Genomic DNA, 18,973 nt, shown 5'->3' on the forward strand with positions numbered 1-18,973 from the left:
TAAGAATTTTACTTATTCTGCAGCAGCTTCTGCTGGCGCTTCTGCTCCTTCTTCTCCTTCTTCTTCATCGTCATCTTCTTCTACTGTGTTACGAGAAGTCTTAACCTGTACAACTACAGTGCTATCTGGATGAAGTAATGTATAATCATCGCTCTTTAATGATGCAACTTTTATATTTCCACCAATTTTAAGTTCAGAAATATCTACATCAAAGAAATCTACCAGGTTTGCTGGTAAGGCTTTAACCGTAAGTTTTCTATTTCTAAATAATAAACGTCCACCATTTTTAACTCCTGGAGAGTTACCTAATAATCTTACAGGTATAGACATTGTAACTTCTTTGTCTGCAAATAATTGGTAAAAATCTATGTGGATAATTTTATCGGTTACTGGGTGAAACTGGATATCTTGCATAATAGCATCTACCTTAGTTCCGTTTTCCAACTCAATCACAACAGTGTGTGCGTTTGGAGTGTAAACCAAATCTCTAAATGATAATTCATCTGCTGAAAAATGTAATGGTTTTTCCCCTCCGTATACTACGCAAGGAACCTTTCCAGCATTACGTAAGGCTTTTGTTGCTTTTTTGCCTACGCTTTCTCTTTCTGATCCTTTAATTGTAATTGACTTCATTATGTATATTAAAAATTAATAATTCGATTTAAAATTCTATTATTCTACATTAAAAACTTAGAACTTATAGATGTGTTTGTATGTACCCTTTCCATAACATCAGCAAATAATGGTGCACAACTTAATACTTTTACTTTATTACTATCTTTCCTTGTTGGTATAGAGTCTGTTATTATTAGCTCTGACAATTGAGAGTTTTCTATTTTCTCATATGCACCTCCAGAAAGCAAACCATGTGTAGCAATGGCTCTTACACTTAAAGCACCTCTTTCCATCATTAAATCTGCGGCTCTTGCTAAAGTTCCAGCAGTATCTACCATATCATCTACTAAAACAACATTCTTACCTTTTACATCACCAATAAGCTCCATATGAGAAATTACATTGGCTTTAGCTCTTTGCTTATAGCAAATAACAACATCACTCTTTAATGCTTTGGAATAAGCATAAGCTCTTTTAGAACCTCCCATATCTGGTGACGCAATTGTTAAATTGTCTAAATTCAAGTCTTTTAAATATGGTAAAAAGAAAGTAGATGCAAATAAATGATCTACTGGCTTTTCAAAAAAACCTTGTATTTGATCCGCGTGCAAATCCATAGTTACAATACGAGTTGCCCCTGCTGTTTCCAACATTTTAGCTATTAATTTAGCCGCAATAGGAACTCTAGGCTTGTCTTTACGATCTTGTCTTGCCCAACCAAAATATGGCATAACAGCGGTAATGTGTCTTGCAGAAGCTCTTTTTGCAGCATCTAACATTAACAACATTTCCATTAAGTGTTCCGAACTAGGATTTGTAGAACCTATTATAAAAATTCTTGCACCACGAACAGACTCTTCAAAAGAAGGCTGAAATTCACCATCACTGTATGTCGAAAATTTAATTTTCCCCAACTCTGCTCCGTATAGGTTAGCAATTTTAGTTGCTAATTCTGTACTTTGCCTACAAGCAAAAATTTTAGGTTCAGGTACCTGGTAAGCCATAGCTAATGTATTGTTTCCTAGTTTATTAAACGTATCTTTTCTTAAGGAGGTGCAAATTTAGAAATTTATTTGTGTAACCGCATTATAATTATGCCTTTTTTTAACCTTAAAACAAATTTATTTTATAATTTTGCAATCCTCTTAAGGGTAATGCTCGAGTGGCGGAACTGGTAGACGCGCTGGATTCAAAATCCAGTTCTTCGGAGTGTGGGTTCGATTCCCACCTCGAGTACAACAAAACCCTAACAATAAACTTGTTAGGGTTTTGTTTTTTTTATAAAAAATCTATTTATTTACACTAATACTTACTGCCTCGCAACTCTTTAAATCGGAATTTAAAATAATATCTTCAGAGGTAGTGGTACCATCTGTAATTTTTAAAGAAACCGTATTAGGAGGTGCACTACCTAAATTATGAGCATATAAAAACAAATCGTTCTTTTTATTAGGGTCTATTTTAATTTTAATTTCTTTTTTCCAATACGTTAAATAGTACTTTGTTAAAACAGGCTTACCATTTAAGTATATAGAAACAATATCGCCATCTTGTCTTCCATGATCCCAAATATATACGCTAATTTCATTAGCTTCAAAAGATAAATCTTTTACATAGGTTATATTTCTGCCAACAAATTCCTCTCTTAATACTTGAGGTTTAGGAGCTGCTGAAATGGTTTCTTTTTTAACATTAGCTGTCTCTGTTTTAGTAGTAGTTATTTTCTCTTTCGCTTTTGCTTTTTGCTTAGCAATAGCCTTTTGCTTTTTCTCTTTTTCTTTCTTTAATCTTTTCTTTTTTCTTTTTTCTGCCTTAGTTTCTTTGGGCTGTACGGTAGCAACAGCTTGTTTTGCTACAATGTTTTGATTAGTAACTCCTGAAGGGTTTTTAGCTTCTTTTTCTATGCTAAAAAAAGGAGTTGCAAACTTGGCAATATTATATTTATCGTCAGGGAATAGCTCTATCCCCATAACCTGATAATGATTACCCTTACCTATATTTTTTTCTAGTTTAATATTCGTTGCAGAACCCGTATTAGGAAAAATTCCCAATTCTTGAACTACCATTTCATCTCTAATAAGAAAAAAACGAATATTTTTTTCACTCCCAATATTGGTTGTTTCCCATTCTAAAGTAACGGTATTTGGTAACATCCAAACCGTATTTGCATTAGGGCTTGTTATGACTAAAACAGATTTATCTTGTGCATAAAGTCTATTAGAAAAAATAGAAGCCGCAATAAAAAATAAGAAACAAAAAAGGGGAGATAACTTGCTTTTCATTTGTACTGAAATATAAAATATTTAATTGTTTGGTATATATTAACGCTTTTAACCTATAAATGTTTGATTGTAGGCTGATTATTTGACTTTTAACTTAACTAAAAAAAAGATTATAAGAATTCTATTGAATTTACAATTTCAAAATATTCCATATATATTTATTTTTTTAAAACTTAATTACACCAAAATAAATATTTTGGTGTAATTAAAGTATTATCTTAGTTGTATAATAATCAGTTATGATTAACCAAGATTTTAATTCAATCCTAGACTTAATAAAAGCATTTCCTGACCAACAGTCTTGTATTAACCATTTAGAGCAATTAAGATGGAACGGAAACGTTGTAAGTCCTTTTGATTCAGAATCTAAGGTATATAACTGTAAGGGGAACAAATACAAATGTAAAAATACAGGTAAATACTTTAATGTAAAAACCAATACTATTTTTGATAACACTAAAATTGATTTACAAAAATGGTTTCTTGCTATTTGGTTGGTTACTTCTCATAAAAAAGGAATTTCATCTTTACATTTAGGTCGTGATTTAGATATTACACAAAAATCAGCTTGGTTTATGTTGTCTAGGATTCGTAAATGTTTCGGTATTGATAACGATACGCAACTTAATAATGAAGTTGAAGCAGACGAAACTTATGTAGGTGGTAAGAACGCTAACAAGCTTAGTTAAGAAAACAAAAGAATCTAGCGACGATAAAGCACCAGTATTCGGAATGGTCGAGCGTGGCGGTAAAGTTATCGCTAAGCATGTGCCTAATACTACAATGGAAACATTATCAGGTGAGATATTAAGCACTATCAAAGAAACTGCTAAAATATATACAGACGAGTATACTTCTTACGCTAGATTAAAGAGGGTTTATGACCACCAAACAGTAAAACATAGTAGTCGTCAATATGCAAAAGGTAGAGTGCATACAAACACTATAGAGGTTTTTTGGTCTTTATTAAAGCGTGGTATTTTTGGAATCTATCATTTTACTTCTAAAAAGCACTTACAATTATATGTTGATGAGTTTGTATTTAGATACAACTCTAAACAGCATACCGAAAGTGAAAGATTTAATTTACTTTTACAAAACACTGAAAATAGAATGACTTATAAAGAATTGATAGCATAATGAGTAAGATTAGCAAAATAGTTGTCGAGAATATTCCTATTACAATTACACAGATAAATAAAGAAGATTATATCTGCCTTACAGATATGGCTAAAGGAAGTGATGATGATGTTAGGGCTGCTGACCGAATTAAGACTTGGATTAAATCCAGAAGCACAGTAGAATTTATGGGTGCATGGGAGCAAATTTATAACCCTGATTTTAAAGTGGTCGAATTCGACCACTTTAGAAATGAGTCGGGTTCTAATGCTTTTGTATTAAGTCCAAAAGAGTGGGTTGAAACAACAAATGCGATTGGAATATTTTCAAAATCAGGCAGATACGGAGGAACTTATGCTCATAAAGATATAGCTTTTGAGTTTGGTTCTTGGATAAGTCCTATGTTTAAGCTTTATATTATTAAGGAATATCAAAGGCTTAAAGAGGTTGAAAGTAATCAATATAATTTAGAATGGGATGTTAGAAGGGTAATGACTAAAGTTAATTACGCATTACATACTGATGCTGTTCAAAAACACATAATACCAAATAGTAAGTTTTCAGAAAGTAAAAAGTGGATTGAGTATGCAAATGAAGCTGACTTACTAAACGTTGCTCTCTATGGATATACTGCCAAAGAATGGAAAGAATCAAATCCTGAAAAAGCTTTAAACGGTCAGAACATGAGGGATTATTCATCAATAAATGATTTGTTGGTAATGTCTAACTTAGAATCTGTAAATGCTGAATTGATAAAAAGAGGGTCTACAAAAGAGCAGAGATTTAAGTATTTAAAAAAAATGGCAGAAGAACAAAAAGTACAATTTGCTAAAATTGATATGGTTAAATCTGTCAAAAAGATAAATCCGACCACTTATCTGGATGTAGATAAGTTGACCCCTGAACAAATACAAAAAGAATTAAAGAAGGATATATTAGAAGCAAACAAAAAAAATCTTTCAGACTTTAACCAAAAACTAAAGAAAGGCTTAGACTGGAATCCTAAAAAAAAATAAACATAGCATCAGTTTTGACTGTTTAGTCTTGGAATTACCATAAGAAAGTAATTCATTGACATTGCTAGTACGCTCATTGATAATATAGGTTGCTTTTAATAATGCTCTGAATCCTTGATTTAGAAAGGGTTTAACCATAAAAGTAATTCTTCAAAAAAAACAGCACATACTCCGTGCGAAACATTACTTTATTTTCTTGTCCCATTTGGTATATAGATGCCCTTATTTAGGCATCTATATACATGTTGGGACAAGATTAAAAACCATTTTTACTGAATGCTCTACACCCTCTTTAAAACACAGTGTTGATCGATTAAATGCGTTTTTTGACTAAAACACTTCTTGCTCTAACCGTTAGCTTACATTTTACCCGAAATAATAGAACTCTCTAACACACTGTAAACATTGTCTATTTACCTACATTTCAACATAGTGTGTTAAAAACTTTGTGATTATTATCGACTTCAGATCGATTCTATCTGATTATTATCTTTACCTTTGTTTAAAATCATTCTAAATAGTGGAATTATGGAAAATAATGTAAAAATTAAGACGGTCAGATTGCGTCCAGAAGTGATTGAAAAAATACAAAGGTTAGCAGACAAAGACAATAGGTCATTCTCTAATAAAGTAGATACGATACTAGACAAGTACGAAGAAGAAGTTTAAGCAATTAAAAAAGGACATACGCCAATATGTCCTTTAATTTAATCGGTAGGATGGCTCGAGGTTCATCCATTTTGTTTAACCCCAATACATTAATTATGCCTAGAGTAATCGTAAGAACTCGTGTACGAACCACGATTCGCGTTACAAGGAGAGTATCCAAGTAATTTGACGATAACAGTAGAAAGTGAATAATAGTAGCTTTCTACTTTTTTAAACAGTAGGACAACTCAAGGTTTGCCTATTTTAATTAACCCTAAAAACTACGCGTACATGGCAAAAGTTATTAGAATTAGACCCGTAAGGGTCACAGTTACCACAAGGGTAAGAGTTACGACAACCGTTAGACGGGTAAAGTAACTAAATTAAACCAAGCGACTCCCATCATTAGGGACTAGCTAGACTGAATTTTAAAAGTGTGCCGTCTTCCATTCGGATAGGGCTTTTAAAAAAACGGTCGATAAGTGGGCTGCTCTCAAGGGTACGCCCTCTTATTCATTACAAATGTATAAATATTATGAATTGGATCCAAAATTTTATAAGTTAAATTTTTATAATTTATTGTTTAGTAAAGATTTATATAAAAATATTAGGTAGTTAATGGGACAAGATGTATATTTGACTATCTAAATAAAACACCATGCAATTCAAGTCATTACCACAATTATTAGATTACTTTAAAGAAGAGAGTACTTGCGTAGAATATTACGAAAATTTACGTTGGGGTAATGAGCCGCATTGTCCTCATTGTGGTTGTGAAAACCCATATAAAACCAATAGAGGTTACAAGTGTAGAGATAAAGAATGTCATAAGAAATTTACTGTAAAGGTTGGTACTATCTTTGAAAACTCTAAAATTCCTTTTCGTATTTGGTTTGCTGCAATATGGTTATGTACGGAGCATAAAAAAGGTATTAGTTCGGTACAACTTGCAATTGATTTAGGTATTACTCAAAAAACAGCATGGTTTGTACTTCATAGAATTAGAGAAATGCTAAAAGAAAAAGCTCCTCAAATGTTAGGAGAGGATAAAATGGTTGAAACTGATGCTACTTATATCGGTGGTAAAGAGAAAAACAAGCACCTTAAAAAAAGACGTTCTAAAGATGATTTATCGTTGACCAATGAAGGTAAGCCATACAAGGCAAAGAAAACCGTTATTGGTATCATTGAAAGAAACGGTAAGGTTGCTTTAAAGTATGTATCAGGAGAAACTACACAAAATATGTTAGAGTTTGTTAAAACTCATGTACCGCAAGATGCTACAATCTATTCAGATGAAGCTCCTGCATACAAGCAGTTGAAGAAAACATATAAGCATGATAATGTAAAGCACGCATTAAACATTTATGTTGAAGGTCAAGTACACACAAATACAATAGAAAGTTTTTGGAGTGTGTTAAAACGTGGATTATACGGTGTGTATCATCAAGTAAGCGATAAGCATATTAGCCGTTACTTAGATGAATACGCTGCTAGATATAACAATAGAGGTTTAACTTCTAATGAGCGTTTTAACTTGTTCTTAGAAGGGTCAGAAAGTGTGTTGACTTACAAAACATTAATTGGATAATATACTAAATATTGGATATTATCCATATCTTTGTATTTTAAATGTTAAAAAAATAAAATTTATACTATTTAACATGTCAATTGTAGGTAAAAAACAATATTTTCGACAAAGAATACGTTACCAACTAAAAAGAGCCAGACTTACGTCCAGCTCTTTTATGAGGTGCCGACCAGATTCGAACTGGTGTGGAGATACTTGCAAGACACCCGCCTAACCGCTCGGCCACGGCACCCGGTAATACGAAAAAAGCCTTTCGAATAAGTCGAGAGGCTTTTGTTTTTTATGTAAGTTGTTCTTCCTGTTTTTCTACAGTTTGCTTTAATACGGTTACTACAAAATTTGAAAAATTACGATTTTGCATTTCTGCTAATCGGTTAACCTGAGTATACAAGTCTTGGTTCATTCTAATTGTTTTTCGGTAATCTTTAGTTGTTCCCATATTCTTCAATTATTCTAGTTAGACATCTTTGATGACAAAGCTATATAATATTTTGTGTGTTTTTGTCTGACAAAAGCAGAAGTTGTTAACACATAATCAACAGTCTAATAAAATTTATATATTCACTATCTTTGTAAACATGGAAAAGAAAAAGCCCATAAAAGAAAAAAAGGAACGTGCAAAGAAGTACGAAGAGAAGTTAAAGATTAACACTACTCTTGATGATGTCTTAAAAGCATCAGTTCCAAAAAAGAAAAAGTAACATGATTACCCAATGTTAGTAGAATTGGATTAATACATGTTAACGCTCTTATACAAGTAATACTGTACTTTGAAGTAAATTCGGCAAGATGCCTACGCTCTGTACAACTGAATTAGCGGTTGTGTAATCGTAAAGTATAGGTTTGATTTAAAAAAATAGCACGTTTCCAGTGCGAAAAATTACTTTATTTTCTTGTCCCATTTGGTATATAGATGCCCTTATTTAAGACAACTTATTCGATTACAAACGACTACAATCGTTTACAAACGAAAGTAAGTATTTTGTAACCGAATAAACTTTAAAAGCCGTTCTATGTTTGCAACGTGGCAGCAATAAAGCGCCATAGTATTAACTGTTTAACATTAAAATTTAGAAATTATGAACGCACTTAAAAACAAAGTACAGTTGATTGGACATTTAGGACAAGACCCAGAAATTGTAACCCTAGACGGGGGGAAAAAATTAGCAAAATTCTCTATTGCTACAACCGACTATTACAAAAATGCGAATGGCGAAAAAGTAGAAGACACCCAATGGCATACTATTGTTGCTTGGGGAAAAACGGCAGACATTGTAGAAAGCTATTTACAAAAAGGAAAACAAGTTGCTGTAGAAGGTAAACTTACGCACCGTAGTTATGATACCAAAGAAGGCGAAAAAAGATATATTACAGAAATTCGTTGTAATGAGTTATTAATGTTAGGAAAATAATTCCAAAACTATAAAACCAAGAAACTGTTTTCTAAATTTTAAGAGAACAGTTTCTTTTGTTTTGTAACCAATGCTGCAAATACTTTAACTTTACCTCGTATGCTACAAGAAGAACAAAAACAACAATTACTTAGCCTTTTAAAAACCCATTTTGGTTACGATTCTTTTAGACCAAACCAATTAGAGGTTATCACTAATGTGCTAAACAAAAAAGACGTAATGGCTATTATGCCTACTGGTGGTGGCAAATCGCTCTGTTACCAATTACCAGCATTAGCATTAGATGGCACAACCGTGGTTATTTCTCCACTTATTGCACTAATGAAAGATCAAGTAGATGTGTTACGCGCCAATGGTGTTTCGGTTGCTTATTACAATAGTTCTCAACCTACCGAAGAACAACAAGAAACCTTAAAAAATTTAGTCGAAGGTAAGCTTAAATTATTTTACATAGCTCCTGAGAGTCTAGCACTTGTAGAGCAACAATTAAAAGCGATAACTATAGACCTTTTTGCGGTAGATGAAGCGCATTGTATTTCTTCTTGGGGCCATGATTTTAGACCTGCATATACACAACTTGGACGTTTAAAAACAGAATACCCAAACACACCTGTTATTGCACTTACAGCAACCGCGGATCATGCTACGCAAGATGATATTCTAGACCAACTTTCTATACCACATGCAGAGCGCCATTTGGCGTCTTTTAACAGACCAAACTTGTATTTAGAGGTTAGACCTGGGCAAAATAGAATGCAACAAATACAGCAATTCTTAGAAGATAAAAGTACCGAAAGTGGTATTATCTATTGTTTAAGCAGAAAAAGTACCGAAAAAATTGCCGAACAGCTCTGCAACCTAGGTTTTAAAGCCAAAGCATACCACGCTGGTATACAGGCCGAAAAACGTTCTACAATTCAGGAAGAATTTATAAATGATCGCACACCTATAATTGTGGCTACTATTGCCTTTGGAATGGGTATAGACAAAAGTAATGTACGCTGGGTTATTCACTACAACATGCCTAAAAACTTGGAAGGTTATTACCAAGAAATTGGTAGAGCTGGCCGTGATGGTATAGACGCTAACACTCTACTTTTTTACAGCTATTCTGATGTTTTGCAGCTGCGTAAATTTATAGACACCGGAGGTAATACTACCGTGCAATTGGCAAAATTAGAACGTATGCAACAATTTGCCGAAGCTTTAAGTTGTAGGCGAATTGCATTATTAAATTACTTTGGAGAACACAATACCAAAGCTTGTGGCAATTGCGATATATGCAAACGCCCACCTGCTTATTTTGATGCTACGGTGCTTGCCCAAAAAATATGTTCTGCCATAGTACGCTTAAAGGAACAAGAAGCTATGGGAACGGTTATAGATGTTTTACGTGGTTCTCAAAACGCAGCGGTATTAGATAAAGGATATCAAAACATAAAAACTTACGGTGCTTTAAAAGATACTCCTTGGCAAGATTTGCAACAATATATTGTGCAATTACTAAATCAAGGAGTGCTGCAAATAAACTTTAAAGAACATTCTAAGTTAGAATTAACACCGCTGGCAAAGTCCATTTTATTTGAAAAACAAAAACTGCAATTGGCTACCCTTATAGACCTTAAAGAAAGGGCTAAAGAAAAAGCAAAGGCAGTTAAAAAACAAAGTGCTTTGTTTGAAAAATTACGTGCCCTAAGACAGCAAATAGCAACCGAAGAAAACGTGCCTGCCTATGTAGTTTTTACCGATGCCAGTTTAAAAGATATGGAAGCCAAAAAACCTATGACTATAGAAGCTTTTGAAAAAGTTTCAGGTGTTGGTGCTGCCAAACTAAAGAAATATGCTAAGGTTTTTATGGATGAAATAGCAGCGTATAGAAGAACCGTAAAAACAAAAGTGCCTACTCATGAAATATCTTATGGTATGTTTAAAAACGGAATTTCTATTAGCGATATTGCTGTAGAAAGAGGCATAAAAGAAGATACCATCTACGGACATTTACAAAAGATGCATGAAAATGGTGAACCCATAGATTTTGACCAATTTATATCTTCCGAAGAAATACAAAAAATAGAAAAAGCCAAAGAAGCACTTACAGCAGAAGATGGTTTAAAAGCTTATTTTACCTATTTTGAAGAAAAAATACCCTACTGGAAAATTAAAATGGGATTGTATTTGTTAGATAATTAAATAAGACACTACTTCTATGTAAAAACAGCATTATAGGTAGCTGTAGTTAAGTACCCCAATTCTACTAACTGCTTGTTATCTTTTAACTCTTTAAGATACCCATCTTTTAAAAAAGATACCGTATCGGAAACTTTTATTACGTTTTCATAATCATGATCCGTGATAATAATTCCCTTATCTATCTTCATTTTTTTAATATATGCAATAATGTAATCTACCATTAATGGGCTCACGCCATTAAAAGGTTCGTCTAGCAATAGATATTTTGCCTGGGAATGAATAACTAATAAGATTTCTATTATTCTTTTCTCCCCACCAGAAAGGTGCTTTACTTTTTTATTCCACAATGGTTTTACATAGAAATTTTCCAGAACAATATTTCTATTTTCCTTAGAAAGAAAAAGGGTAATCAAAGATTTTACTCTTACGTCACTGGGTAAAAAATTCTCTTGAGGTAAATAATTTAAAAGGCCTCTACCATGAGAAACATTTTGGATAACTTTATCTCCTATTCTAACAAACTTAGAATCTGAATTTTCAATACCAAAAATAATTTTCAATAAAGTAGATTTCCCACAACCATTTCTACCTAAAAGTCCTTTTATTTCTCCAATTTCACAAGAAATAAAAATATCACTTAATAAAACTTTATTATTATAAGACTTGGTTATACTATCTACATGTAATTTTTTCATAATAGTAAGAGTATTAAAATGTTAAAAACTCCTACTCCTAAAGTAGATAGCCACAATATTGTTTTACTAAAACCCAAATTATAGTAATAATAATATTCTTGTTTACTCTGAAAATCATAAACATAAAAATGCACTAATGGAGCAGCTACCAGATAGCTAATTGCAATATTTAATAAAGCCCCACCAAATAAAATTCCAATAGGAATTGAAATTAAAAGTGCTCCAAAAAATATTCTTTTTTGAAAGAGTAATATGTTTTTTAAAAATCTCAGAACAATATTTTACATCTAAAGAAGTACCGCCTGTAACTTCAATTCCTTAAAAATAGATTAAATAGGGAATGTTTAGACTTAAAAAAAAGCCAATTCTTTTGTAATACTCATTTAATCATACTTTTTTTAAATAACATCATCTAATAGAAGATAAATAAATCCAAACAATAAAGAATATTTGTAACGGCACTCTAAACCATAGATATACTAATCCAGGCCCATCATAGGTAGCTTTTTGATAGTTTATATTTTCTACTGCTGCCTTTATATTAGAAGGAAGTATTGCTATAAAAAATAAAATTAAAAGCCATGCCACTAGTACTCGGTATTCCGAAAAGTGTAAAACAAAAGCGCCAAACACTTCTATAATTCCAGTTACAATAATAACCTCTTTTTTAAAAGGAATAAAGTCGGGGATCATTAAAGCCATTCCGTCTGCGTACATAAAATGCCCTAATGCTGTAAAAAACAACATGGCAGACATTCCTATACGTGCAGAAAAAGCATAATCATAATTTCCTGTGCTTATTTTTATAAAAATAAGAGCAAGAATACTAACAACAATAAGAATTAAAAATGGTTTCATCTTTTTTTTAGCAAAAGTAGAGGTAGCTAAAAGACCAAACAATGAACCTAGGTTAAGTAATTCTTTTTCGAATTCTACTTAAAGCTTGTGGAGTTACTCCAATATAAGAAGCTATATATTTAAGAGGAATTTCCTTTATTAAATTAGGTCTTTCTCTAAATAAATTAAGATATCTTTCCTCAGCAGATCGGGTTAATAAAGACGCTTCTCTTTTAGATTTGGCAAGAAACAAAGTTTCTGCCGTTACCCTACCAATACTATTTCCATCAACTGTTTCTTTATAAATATCCTGAAGATCGGCATAGGTTAAACGCCAAACTACGACAGTAGACATAGCATCTATCTGAAATATACTTGGTTCTCTGTTTAAAAAAGAAGCATAAGAGCTCACAAATTCATTCTCAAAAACAAACCTAACAGTTACATCATTCTCTATTTTAGGAATATAAATTCTAGCAGAACCTTCTATAATAAAACTAAGATAGCGCTCTAAATTTCCTGCTTTTAAAAGCGCATCGCCTTTTTTTATTTCGTATTTCTTTAATTTGGAAGAGAATATCTCCCAATCGGCATCCGAAAGCTTGCTGATAGTATCTAGAGATTTTCTTACTTCTTCCATATTGATGTTTTAAAGAAGCATAACTTCTCTTTAATTAAAAAGATGCAGATTTCTTTTTTTCTAAAATTGCATTACAATACCTAATCCTGTTTTAGAAGGCATAATAGAAAAAACAGTTGGTTTACTTAAGCCTTGATTGTACTTTTTAATTGCTTTATTCTTTTGTATATAGGCCAAAGCACTAAAGACAAGTACCCCTCCAAACGACGTATATGCTCCGGTATTTATTGTTGGGTTATTAACATCTTTGTTGGCTATTCCGTATGTTACAAATCCGATTTCGGATGCAAGAGCAACCCAAGATAGTACACTAAAGGTTTCTGATTTCTTTAAATTACCAAATGCTTTTACATCTTTTTCCAATATAGCTTTGAGTTCTTTATTGCTAATTTCCTTATCACCTTCATAATACTCTGTTTTTAAAAGCTTAGGAACCATAGTAATTTCTTGAGCATTTATTCCCATTTGAGAAAGGCAAATAATTATACATAAAGCAACAAACTTCTTCATACTTAAAATTTTAATTTCTCTTTACCCTCGCCTATCAATTACCGTTACTGGTTTTCTGCCTAACATAGAACTTCTCAATTTTTGAATTTCTGCATTACTACAATATTCAATCTTTGGAGCAACTCTAAGTTTAGATCTAAAATGGTCGCGTATTTCGTTCTGTAATTCGTCGGATTGGTTATTAGAAGCTATTTTAATTCCAATTTCGTCTGTACCAATATCGTTATGGTAAATTTCTATAACATGGCTTTCTACCTCTGTAAAATCGTTTAAAAGATTATCCATTGCTGGCGGATAAAGGGTAGTTCCCTTATACTTTACCATTTGTTTTTTTCTACCCACCAAAGGTCCTATCCTAACCGTGTTTCTACCGCAAGCGCAAGGATCATTATGTGCCACTACAATATCGCCAGTTTTAAAACGTAAAAGCGGCATAGCTTCTACGCCAAGTGTTGTAATCGTTAATTCTCCTTCTGTTCCTGCCGGTACAGGTTGGTTATTATTATCCAAGACCTCCACAATAATTAATTCTGGATGTTGGTGCCCTCCTTGCATTTCGGAACATTCTGTAAAGGCAGTACTCATTTCTGTAGAGGCGTAGGTAGAAAACAAATCGATATCCCACTTCTCTTTAATTTTATTTCCTAAAATATTCAAAGAAAAATCTTGGTTACGAAGAGATTCTCCAATACAAACTGCTCCTTTTATACCTGAATTTTTATAATCTATACCATGTTCCTCGGCATAGCTTACCAATTTTAATAAAAAAGAAGGCACTACTATTAAATATGAAGGTTTAAATTTTACAATAGTATCCCATTGCAATTCTGGAATGCCAGCGCCTACTCTTATAATTCCGGCGCCCAATTTTCTGGCACCTAAAAAATATGCCAAACCAGCAATAAAACGCCTATCCATAGTCGTAGTAAGTTGCAAAACATCTTCCTTTGTAATACCAGCGCAAGCAAAAGAGATAGACTCGTTATAGGCCAAACGCTCCAAATCGGCATCAGTTAAAGCTACGGTAACTGGGTCTCCTAAGGTGCCCGATGTGGTTACATAATCTACAATATTGGTCTTAGAAACACATAGAAAATCAGGATTATGCTTTTGCAACTCTTCCTTAGTAGTTGGTGTTATTTTTACCAAATCGTCCAAGGTCTGAATATCCTCTGCAACAATTTTATGACTCTTGAACAAACGTCTGTAATACGGAGATTTTTCCTGGAGATAAGATATAAGTTCTCTTAGTTTTTCTTCTTGAAAAGCTTTTATCGTTTGCTTGTCTGCCTTTTCTATTTCAGGAATCATGCGTCTATTTTCCGTTTTATTTTGCGAATATACTCCTCTATACTTTCTTGGTCTACAAGTGTAGTAATTTCTTTTGTTTTAGCGTTATTAAATTCGGCCAAAGCAGCTCTAAAATACCCTCGGTCATATAAATATTTTCCGCTAATGTAATAGCTTTCCCAGTGGTTTGGGTTTTTCTTCTGTAACTCTTTAAAAAGCTGTAAGTCTACTTTTTCCTCTTTATATATTGCTTTTTCAATGGTACGTTTTAGAGTTCTATACGCCTCATAATTTGTAAATGCATCTGTAAATTGAAAAGTGTCTTTTGCTATGCTCAAGGTGTTGTTTGCTAATCGCCTAGGTTTTAAATTCTTAGCTTTTTCCTTAAAAATGGTATTTAAATCGTACGCAACAAACTCTCCTAATTGATACGGATTAGAAGAAACCCAAACTAATAACTCTTCGGGTTTAAAAACAATACCATGATGCGCTAATAACTGATTTAAAGCCTTCTCATTACCATAACCAATCTCTTTGTTATCTAAACCTTCTTTGTTCCTTAGAATACTTACCGCAATTTCTGGAGTTACTTTAGGGTTTTCTTTCAGCAACTCTTGCATGCGTTCATAACGATATTGAGAGTGACTCTCTAATATATGTTTTTGATTTTTTTCATCTTCAGCATACACAGCACTTTGAAAATGATTAGAACACACCAAGGTATTCTGATTCTCCACTTTATAAACTCCAAAGTTCTTAGGAGAAACTTCAATTAGGACTACCTCTTTATCTTTTGCACTACCCACAAAGATAGATTCGGAAACAAAAACCTCTTTACTCTTTGCAATTGCAATAGCTTCTTTGATAGTACTAGCATATTGTAAAATTTCTCTAGTGACCAAAGAAATTGGAGTTTTTGCTACCAAAGGAAATTTAGATTTTCCTGCATTTATAGTAACCGTTATCCCTTTATTATTCATTCCAGAAACTACCCCTAGCATTCCGCCCCAAGTTACAGACATAAATGGGTGCCCCTTATCTGGTTCTATAAATGCTATTATCTTATCTTCTGCAAAAGTATCGCCAGCATAGAAATCTAAATTACGCCCAATTATAAGTTTCCCATCTTCAGTTTTATCTCCCCAAGCAGCAAAAGAGGAACAACCAACTAGGGCTAAATCTTGTAATGCATGGCCAATATCATGTGCGCCATGCAAATATAAAATTCTAGGATATGGGTCTGCAATATGCTGGTATTTTGGCGATGCGTACTGAGACAAACCATAAATTTCTGCTTTAAAATCCTCATTAATATTCAAGTACATTTTACGATTAAACCAAGCTAAAAATTTACGCAATAAATACTGCTTAGTTTTAGAAGGTACCATTTCGTCTACCTTAGATAATAATGCATTTTCTTGTTTATGAAAAAGCTCTTGCGTTAGTGATCCTGTTGCTAAACCCAACTGCATTGGGTTGCCTTTTACATAAAGCTCCCATTGCCCTTGTTTATTTTTATTTAAAAATCCGTTTTGGGTAACATAACTAGTATCCGAAACTTTAATTCTCTGCGGTTTTTCTAGAGAATAATTACTAATATCTGGCACATTTTTTAAAGACTTAGAAACACCACAAGAGAACAGTAACGTACTTAAAATAAAGGCAACTACAATAGAAAAAAAAGAGTTCAATTTTAATTTCATTCTAATGTTTTTCTAAATTTTTATGTGTTTTTTTAACCGCGAGTTCTTCTTTGTAATTTAACCATTTTTGTCCCCAGAACTTACGTGTAATATTATCAAAATGACGCATAATTGCCACATTATACAGCATATTTAAAAAACGTTTTGGAGTCCTTGGTAATGCACGTAAAGTCATAGAAAAACCACCATTAAGGTATTTTATATAATGCCAATAACCACTTGGCATATACAAAGCATCGCCATGCTTCATCTGTACCTGTATCCCTTCTGCATACTGCAATGCTGGGTATTTTTCAAAATCTGGATTATCCATATCTATCTTATCAATATTGTGTATTGAAAAAGGAACTTTATATAAATATTGGGTTTGCTCTGGAGAAAATAAAGTTACACTTTTATCGCCATGAAAATGAAAATGCATACTGTCTGGCAAATCAATATCATAGTGCATAAAAACTTTAGAATCTCCACCTCCAAAAAACAAAGCAGGTAGTCTTTTAAAGAATTTTAACCCAATATCTGGATACTTAAAATCTTTTAATAGTTCTGGCATACTTTTTAGAATGTCATAAAAGAAAATCCGTAAATCGGTAGGCTTGGTTTTTAAAATTTCTATATAATCGTATAGCTTAAGTTCTTTTACTGGAGCGTATACACTCTCTTTATCTTTTGCAGGTTCATTATTGTAAAGTGGTACAATTTGCTCTCCTGCTCTTTCCTGGATATAATCTAGCGTCCATTTTTCATAGGCAGGCCAATCTTTAGTTAAGCCTTCTATTAAAACTGGACGTTGTGGCTTGTAGTACTTTTTTATAAAATCTGCTTTGGTAATATTTTTTACACTCTCTATAGGAGTGATTTTAAATTTTCCCATTACGCATTTACTTTTACAATGTTTTCTTTTGCGGTAGGTTCTGTAATTTTATTTAACAAATATTCCCTTCCTAAAATTTCGGAACAGGTAACAATTCCGCTAATGGTAACCCCTAAAATGCCATGCATATTTAGACTTTGTCCTGTAAATAACAAGTTTTTAATTTTTGTTCTTGGGGACAAGACAGATTTTAAAGGATTATTTACATCTTTTACATAGCCATACATAGAACCTTCATTACAGGCTATATAATCTCTATAGGATAATGGTGTAGAGGTGTACACCGTTTGTATACATTCTCTTATTGTTGGGAATTTTTTTTCTAACTCTTTTATAAGTTGCTCTGCTTTATTCTTTTTAAATTCTTCATAGGTTTCTCCCCTATCATTTTTATGCGCAACAGTATTAAATGTATTATCCCATGGCCTTACCTCATCATATTTCATATAGGTAATAACCGTTAATTGATCTGCCCACTCACCTAATCCTTTTTTTACACCCATAGAAACCATATACCCTAATGGCCAGTTTTCTTGGGTATAGTTATGGCAGTTCCAAACTGCTTCTGGAGTTTTATAATGGTAGTAATTTTTATTTAAATACTTTACCATCTCAGGTTTTAATACCAAATGAATACTAAAGGCCGATATGGTACTGTCTATATCTTTAATACGATTACTATAGGCTTTTCTAAAATTGGTTTCCCCAACTAATTTTAAAGTTAGTTTTGGTTCTATGTTAGATATAAAAAGGTCTCCTTTTACAATAGTACCGTCTTTAGTATGTGCCGCAACAATTTGCTTTTCTTTATATTCTAATTGATTTACCTCTTTATGTTTATATGCTTCACCACCGTTTTCTATTAACTTTCTAATTAATAGCTTGGTTATTTGGCTACCACCATTTACGCAACGGTACGAACTTTCTATATAAGAGTTTACAGAAAGTGCATGCACATAAAATGGAGTCTTATCAGACTCTCCTGCATACAATAAATTAGAACCCGCTAGTACTGCCTGTAATTTTTTATTAGTGGTAAAAGAATTTATATGTGCTTTAGCCGGAAGCGAAAAAAGCTCGGTATCATCATAATAAGGTTTTCCTAATTTTAAATTATAAAGCGGAAATTTATCGCATGTTTCTTTTAAATCTTTACAATAAGCTTTAATACCGTCTTCTTCTTCTGGGAATTGGTCTATTAAAGACTGTTCAAATCTTTCATAACCTTGGGCGTGGCTGTATTCCTTTTCATCTTTATCAAAAGTGATAATATCAAAACCATTTACGTCCATCTTTTTTAAATTTAGCCCATCAAAAATGCCTAAATATTTAAAGTAACGATATAAATTTTGTCCTTTAGACAATCCGCCTATATAATGCACCCCAGTGTCAAAAATGGTTTTTTCGCGTACAAATGTTTGTAGGTTACCACCATATTGGTTGTTTTTTTCTAGCACGCATACACTCTTTCCTTCTTTTGCTAAAATAATAGCAGAAACAAGGCCTCCCATACCACTGCCAACAATTACAACATCATACTTCTTATTCATT

Annotated in this window: 18 protein-coding genes, 2 tRNA genes and 1 pseudogene; 8 read left to right on the forward strand and 13 right to left on the reverse strand. The window is 32.7% G+C overall.

Features of this window, described 5'->3' with window-relative positions; all coding sequences use genetic code 11:
• Positions 1-12 precede the first annotated feature (12 nt).
• Together Q0945_RS02290 and Q0945_RS02295 are read right to left on the reverse strand one after the other, a co-directional pair.
• Positions 13-633: a 50S ribosomal protein L25/general stress protein Ctc gene (locus Q0945_RS02290; RefSeq protein ID WP_299430379.1), complete on the reverse strand. Its 621-nt coding sequence runs from the start codon at positions 631-633 to the stop codon at positions 13-15.
• A gap of 44 nt (positions 634-677) precedes the next feature.
• Complete coding sequence (locus Q0945_RS02295) at positions 678-1,619, reverse strand: ribose-phosphate pyrophosphokinase (protein ID WP_299430381.1); 942 nt, start codon at positions 1,617-1,619, stop codon at positions 678-680.
• A 152-nt stretch (positions 1,620-1,771) separates the two neighbouring features.
• Here Q0945_RS02295 and Q0945_RS02300 point away from each other — a divergent pair.
• A tRNA-Leu gene (locus Q0945_RS02300) sits at positions 1,772-1,851 on the forward strand.
• Positions 1,852-1,904: 53 nt separating this feature from the next.
• On the opposite strand, the gene Q0945_RS02305 is transcribed toward Q0945_RS02300, so the two are convergent.
• Positions 1,905-2,897, reverse strand: a complete 993-nt coding sequence (locus Q0945_RS02305; protein ID WP_299430383.1) for a hypothetical protein — start codon at positions 2,895-2,897, stop codon at positions 1,905-1,907.
• A gap of 239 nt (positions 2,898-3,136) precedes the next feature.
• Here Q0945_RS02305 and Q0945_RS02310 point away from each other — a divergent pair.
• The 4 genes and pseudogenes from Q0945_RS02310 (at position 3,137) to Q0945_RS02325 (ending at position 7,271) form a co-directional block, all read left to right on the forward strand.
• Positions 3,137-4,037 (forward strand): annotated as a pseudogene (locus Q0945_RS02310) (IS1595 family transposase).
• Positions 4,037-5,032, forward strand: a complete 996-nt coding sequence (locus Q0945_RS02315; RefSeq protein WP_299430385.1) for a KilA-N domain-containing protein — start codon at positions 4,037-4,039, stop codon at positions 5,030-5,032. Before Q0945_RS02310 ends, Q0945_RS02315 begins: the two are co-directional and overlap by 1 nt.
• A 498-nt stretch (positions 5,033-5,530) precedes the next feature.
• Positions 5,531-5,701 carry a hypothetical protein gene (locus Q0945_RS02320; protein ID WP_298502797.1) on the forward strand — a complete coding sequence of 57 codons (171 nt, stop codon included), beginning with the start codon at positions 5,531-5,533 and terminating at the stop codon, positions 5,699-5,701.
• Positions 5,702-6,338: 637 nt separating this feature from the next.
• Positions 6,339-7,271 (forward strand): IS1595 family transposase, encoded by a 933-nt coding sequence (locus tag Q0945_RS02325; RefSeq protein ID WP_299430387.1) that lies wholly within the window; start codon positions 6,339-6,341, stop codon positions 7,269-7,271.
• Between the two features lie 160 nt (positions 7,272-7,431).
• On the opposite strand, the gene Q0945_RS02330 is transcribed toward Q0945_RS02325, so the two are convergent.
• Positions 7,432-7,503 (reverse strand) — tRNA-Ala (locus tag Q0945_RS02330).
• Positions 7,504-7,551: 48 nt separating this feature from the next.
• Positions 7,552-7,710, reverse strand: a complete 159-nt coding sequence (locus tag Q0945_RS02335) for a hypothetical protein (RefSeq protein WP_299430389.1) — start codon at positions 7,708-7,710, stop codon at positions 7,552-7,554.
• A gap of 139 nt (positions 7,711-7,849) precedes the next feature.
• Between Q0945_RS02335 and Q0945_RS02340 the strand changes: the two genes are divergently transcribed.
• The 3 genes from Q0945_RS02340 to recQ all read left to right on the forward strand — a co-directional run bounded on the left by Q0945_RS02340 (position 7,850) and on the right by recQ (position 10,873).
• On the forward strand, positions 7,850-7,972 hold the full coding sequence (locus tag Q0945_RS02340) for a hypothetical protein (RefSeq protein ID WP_299430391.1): 123 nt from the start codon (positions 7,850-7,852) through the stop codon (positions 7,970-7,972).
• Between the two features lie 378 nt (positions 7,973-8,350).
• Positions 8,351-8,683, forward strand: a complete 333-nt coding sequence (gene ssb, locus Q0945_RS02345; RefSeq protein WP_299430393.1) for a single-stranded DNA-binding protein — start codon at positions 8,351-8,353, stop codon at positions 8,681-8,683.
• A 99-nt stretch (positions 8,684-8,782) separates the two neighbouring features.
• Positions 8,783-10,873, forward strand: coding sequence for a DNA helicase RecQ (gene recQ / locus Q0945_RS02350; protein ID WP_299430395.1), 2,091 nt, complete (start codon positions 8,783-8,785; stop codon positions 10,871-10,873).
• Positions 10,874-10,887: 14 nt separating this feature from the next.
• Here the strand turns inward: recQ and Q0945_RS02355 are convergent, their stop codons facing one another.
• The 8 genes from Q0945_RS02355 to Q0945_RS02390 all read right to left on the reverse strand — a co-directional run bounded on the left by Q0945_RS02355 (position 10,888) and on the right by Q0945_RS02390 (position 18,972).
• Positions 10,888-11,568 (reverse strand): ATP-binding cassette domain-containing protein, encoded by a 681-nt coding sequence (locus Q0945_RS02355; protein ID WP_299430397.1) that lies wholly within the window; start codon positions 11,566-11,568, stop codon positions 10,888-10,890.
• Positions 11,569-11,976: 408 nt separating this feature from the next.
• Positions 11,977-12,426 (reverse strand): hypothetical protein, encoded by a 450-nt coding sequence (locus Q0945_RS02360; protein WP_299430399.1) that lies wholly within the window; start codon positions 12,424-12,426, stop codon positions 11,977-11,979.
• A 52-nt stretch (positions 12,427-12,478) separates the two neighbouring features.
• Complete coding sequence (locus tag Q0945_RS02365) at positions 12,479-13,045, reverse strand: Crp/Fnr family transcriptional regulator (RefSeq protein ID WP_299430401.1); 567 nt, start codon at positions 13,043-13,045, stop codon at positions 12,479-12,481.
• A gap of 60 nt (positions 13,046-13,105) precedes the next feature.
• The gene (locus tag Q0945_RS02370) at positions 13,106-13,555 is read right to left on the reverse strand and encodes a hypothetical protein (protein ID WP_299430403.1); all 450 of its coding nucleotides are present in this window, start codon (positions 13,553-13,555) and stop codon (positions 13,106-13,108) included.
• Positions 13,556-13,576: 21 nt separating this feature from the next.
• On the reverse strand, positions 13,577-14,866 hold the full coding sequence (locus Q0945_RS02375; protein WP_299430405.1) for an AMP-binding protein: 1,290 nt from the start codon (positions 14,864-14,866) through the stop codon (positions 13,577-13,579).
• Complete coding sequence (locus tag Q0945_RS02380) at positions 14,863-16,548, reverse strand: C45 family peptidase (protein ID WP_299430407.1); 1,686 nt, start codon at positions 16,546-16,548, stop codon at positions 14,863-14,865. The genes Q0945_RS02375 and Q0945_RS02380 overlap by 4 nt, the downstream gene beginning before the upstream one ends.
• Before the next feature lies 1 nt (position 16,549).
• The gene (locus Q0945_RS02385) at positions 16,550-17,422 is read right to left on the reverse strand and encodes a cupin-like domain-containing protein (protein ID WP_299430408.1); all 873 of its coding nucleotides are present in this window, start codon (positions 17,420-17,422) and stop codon (positions 16,550-16,552) included.
• Complete coding sequence (locus Q0945_RS02390; protein ID WP_299430410.1) at positions 17,422-18,972, reverse strand: NAD(P)/FAD-dependent oxidoreductase; 1,551 nt, start codon at positions 18,970-18,972, stop codon at positions 17,422-17,424. Before Q0945_RS02390 ends, Q0945_RS02385 begins: the two co-directional genes overlap by 1 nt.
• Position 18,973: the final 1 nt, after the last annotated feature.

Origin of the sequence: uncultured Maribacter sp. (genome assembly GCF_947500405.1) — a bacterium.
Lineage (GTDB): Bacteria > Bacteroidota > Bacteroidia > Flavobacteriales > Flavobacteriaceae > Maribacter_B.